Source organism: Shewanella sp. GutDb-MelDb, from assembly GCF_002836075.1.
GTDB lineage: Bacteria > Pseudomonadota > Gammaproteobacteria > Enterobacterales > Shewanellaceae > Shewanella.
Genome location: NZ_PJBM01000042.1, coordinates 1 through 2979, shown reverse-complemented (window position 1 = coordinate 2979; position 2979 = coordinate 1). Strand labels below are relative to the sequence as shown.

2 protein-coding genes and 1 pseudogene are annotated in these 2979 nt (G+C 40.4%); 1 reads left to right on the top strand and 2 read right to left on the bottom strand.

The annotated features are described in order from the left end of the window. Positions 1–803 precede the first annotated feature (803 nt). Positions 804–1721, top strand: a complete 918-nt coding sequence (locus tag CXF82_RS01000; RefSeq protein ID WP_257982703.1) for a hypothetical protein — start codon at positions 804–806, stop codon at positions 1719–1721. Positions 1722–2240: 519 nt separating this feature from the next. Here the strand turns inward: CXF82_RS01000 and CXF82_RS00995 are convergent. Next, a complete protein-coding gene (locus tag CXF82_RS00995) occupies positions 2241–2525 on the bottom strand; it encodes a hypothetical protein (RefSeq protein ID WP_102043522.1) in 285 nt (94 codons plus the stop codon). Between the two features lie 338 nt (positions 2526–2863). Next, a pseudogene (locus CXF82_RS00990) lies at positions 2864–2979 on the bottom strand (cytosolic protein); the annotation flags it as partial.

The following is a 2979-nucleotide window of genomic DNA, read 5'->3' as shown; positions in this document are numbered from 1 at the left end:
TTTACTTGAGGTTCTACGTTAAGCAATTTGTTCATACCTATCTCCAGTTTTTCGTTTAATTTTTTACCGCTCTCTATACACATTAATGAAAAAATGCTAAATTACAAACTTGTTTGACTGAAATGTCAGCAACAAAAAGTTTGGCCCAACTTCCCAGTATTTTCTGCATTTTTAGATTCAAAAAATCCTCATTTTTAACGATTACACCAAAACGAATGTGTGCTTTTACAGCAAAAATCGGCACGATTATTTGCAATTAACAGCATGTGAAACATGCTTTCAGCTCGCGTATTTGGATTGATACGAAGTATCGATTCAAAGGAGCAACGCGCATGTACAGCTGGTCTGTACTAACCGCATTTACGTTTTGCTTCAGCAAAATTTAGCCTCAAATTTGGCACAAATTGATGGCACAAATTGATGGCTAAACCATTTGCCTTTTCGTCAGAAAAGCAGAGTGTCGAAAGAGGGAATAGAGGTGGAACACATCCCCTCGTCGTAAGCGGCGAAAATGCGGTTAGTACAGAGCGGAGCGAGATACATGCGCGTTTGATGTCTTGAAAAGCTAGAGCGTAGCTCGTAAGACAGTGTCGATGACGAGTCATCAGAGCTGGCGTGCGTTTCAAGGCATATGAATGTGTCACGAAGTGATTCATTCATCAGGCAACGCCTGGCTTGGTAGCGATGGTTATCGCTATTTTCATCCCGAGAGGGGGAAATAGGCATCTCGGAATGAAAACCTGCACTTATTTGTCTGAGTCACCATAGTTTGTATCATAAAGCTCTATCTCTAGATATCGATTATGAACTGGATGACAGGTATCAAGATGTATGACTCAAATATCCCGCAACAACAGATAGACCAAACACTCGATACTTCAGGTAAAGAGGGTTCTCAGTATCAACCCTACCTATCAATACCCATGCGTTATCAGCAAGGCGCTAACAACAATCAAATAGGTAAAGCAAGGCGAGTGTTGACCATGAAACTTGTCGCCCGTTTTGGCCTGACATCTCCAACCATAGTTGCCTGGCTTTACGGTATTCCTCAGCGTCTCGCGTTGGAGCATTTGAATAAGCTCGTGAGTGAACAATTATTGAGCCTGGTTATCACGCATCGCTCAATGGATGGCCGAGTTTATGTACTCGATTACGCGGGAGCCAAATATGCAGAGGAGTTGTTATCTGTAGCGGTATATTTCCGCGCCGGAGAGCCTAGCTTACGCGTTAATAAAAACACCATTATGCATGACCTTATGATGCAATACGTTCAGCTAAAAGGGCTGCATAACAGAGCAAAAGACAATGTAGATAAACCGTTTTGGTACTCGTTTGTCACCGAACCTGAGTTTAAGCGGCTTTTTAAATCGGATGATGTGCGTAATGTCGATGGAATAGCATTAGAGCCCGATGGCACTATCGCAGCAATTGAAATAGAGCACTCATTCAAAACCAAAGCAGCACGACAAACCATTCTGCTAAAGTGGCTGTATGGCCTCAAGCACGGTTATTACGACAAAGTGATGCTGTTCTCCCAATCACTGCAAATCTTTAATGACATAAAGAGACTGCATACCCAGCTACTTGATGAAATGCCAAGTAGGTTTGATAAAAAGACAAAGCTAGCGATGTTAAGTATTGAAGATGCAGAGTTGCTGAGAGGGAAGGTTGTGTATAGAACAGCGCTTTGCAACGAATTGACTGAAAAGTTTTATCAATAGCAGGGAAGGAAAAAGGGCACCTAAGCGCCCATTTCCGTAGTTGTGTTAGCGATGCCTAGCAACGTAAATACCTTCTTCGCTTTCGTGTCTGGTACCCAATAACATACTTTCCCTTAAGTAAGTATTCTCTCAGATTCGCTTATATTAGGGACACAACTACTCGGCCTCGAGAGTTGTCACATAGAGCAGTTTGATAATTCAAAACACTCTAATGATAGTTAAGACCAACCTTAGCGAATTTTCAGTATTTGTTATTGTTGTAAGAAAAAATTGGAGCTTTATTTCTGCCCAAGTAAATTAAATGTGTTTATTCAGGTGCAGTGGTTAACTTGTGAGGTGATAACTTAGCCTCTAACTTGCTGGTCAAATTAGCTATGCCAGTAAAAGATTTAGTTCACATTGATATTTTGAATTGGTGAATGGGGTTTTTTGAAGTGAAAATGCGAACCCTTAGGATTCGCTAGAGTGGTTCTTGATACCCTTTTAAATTTATAGGTGAATTGAAATGTGCTTTTACCTTTATGGTTGCACTAAATTGGCATTGTCAGTAGTGACCTCTTTGTGACTAATGTGCATACTCAAAAAGTCATCAATAAAGGTAATGGCTAGTTCGCTTTCTGTTTGGGAGCAAGCCTCATTATTAATGCTAGCTTTCATGGCGTGAAGTAAGAAATATAGCTCTACTTCGTCCTTATACACAATTGTATGTGTATGTAATAATTCCTTTCTTAAGCCTCTGCTTAGGTTATCTAGTGTTGCTATCAAACTCATCATTCCCTTATTTAGTGATTTCCCTGTGTTCATAGTTACTCCATATTTCAAAATGCAGGTATCGGAAGTAAATAGGGCGAAGGGGGGGGATTAAGGCATTATGAAAATTACTTTTTACTCTATCGCTAATAACCTAGTCTAAGCCTCTGGACCGTTAGATTGGGGATTATAGGACCGACTATTGAGGTGGAATGATAGAGCTAAAAGGAAAGTTTTATTGAAGGAGGAAATCAACTAACTTCTTCTGATTTTTTAATTTAGCATAACCTATTTAATGTTAACGACAATTATCATGGTTTTGATGTGACTTGTTTCTGCCCCATTCGTTGCTAGGGAAGCCAATTCGCCGATTTCAACTTACTGAATAATTTTCAGTCCATTCGGGTAATAAAGGTTTGCTCGTCATCCACAAAAGCCACAAAGCCGCCGTGATAGATAAATACCCGACCACGACCCTCAACTAGGCAGGCAAGCTGTGGGTTCAAAT

Excerpts from the sequence above, each read along its gene's own strand:
- CXF82_RS00995 (WP_102043522.1), bottom strand. The coding sequence starts at position 2,525 with ATGAACACAGGGAAATCACTAAATAAGGGAATGATGAGTTTGATAGCA.
- CXF82_RS01000 (WP_257982703.1), top strand. The coding sequence starts at position 804 with ATGAACTGGATGACAGGTATCAAGATGTATGACTCAAATATCCCGCAA.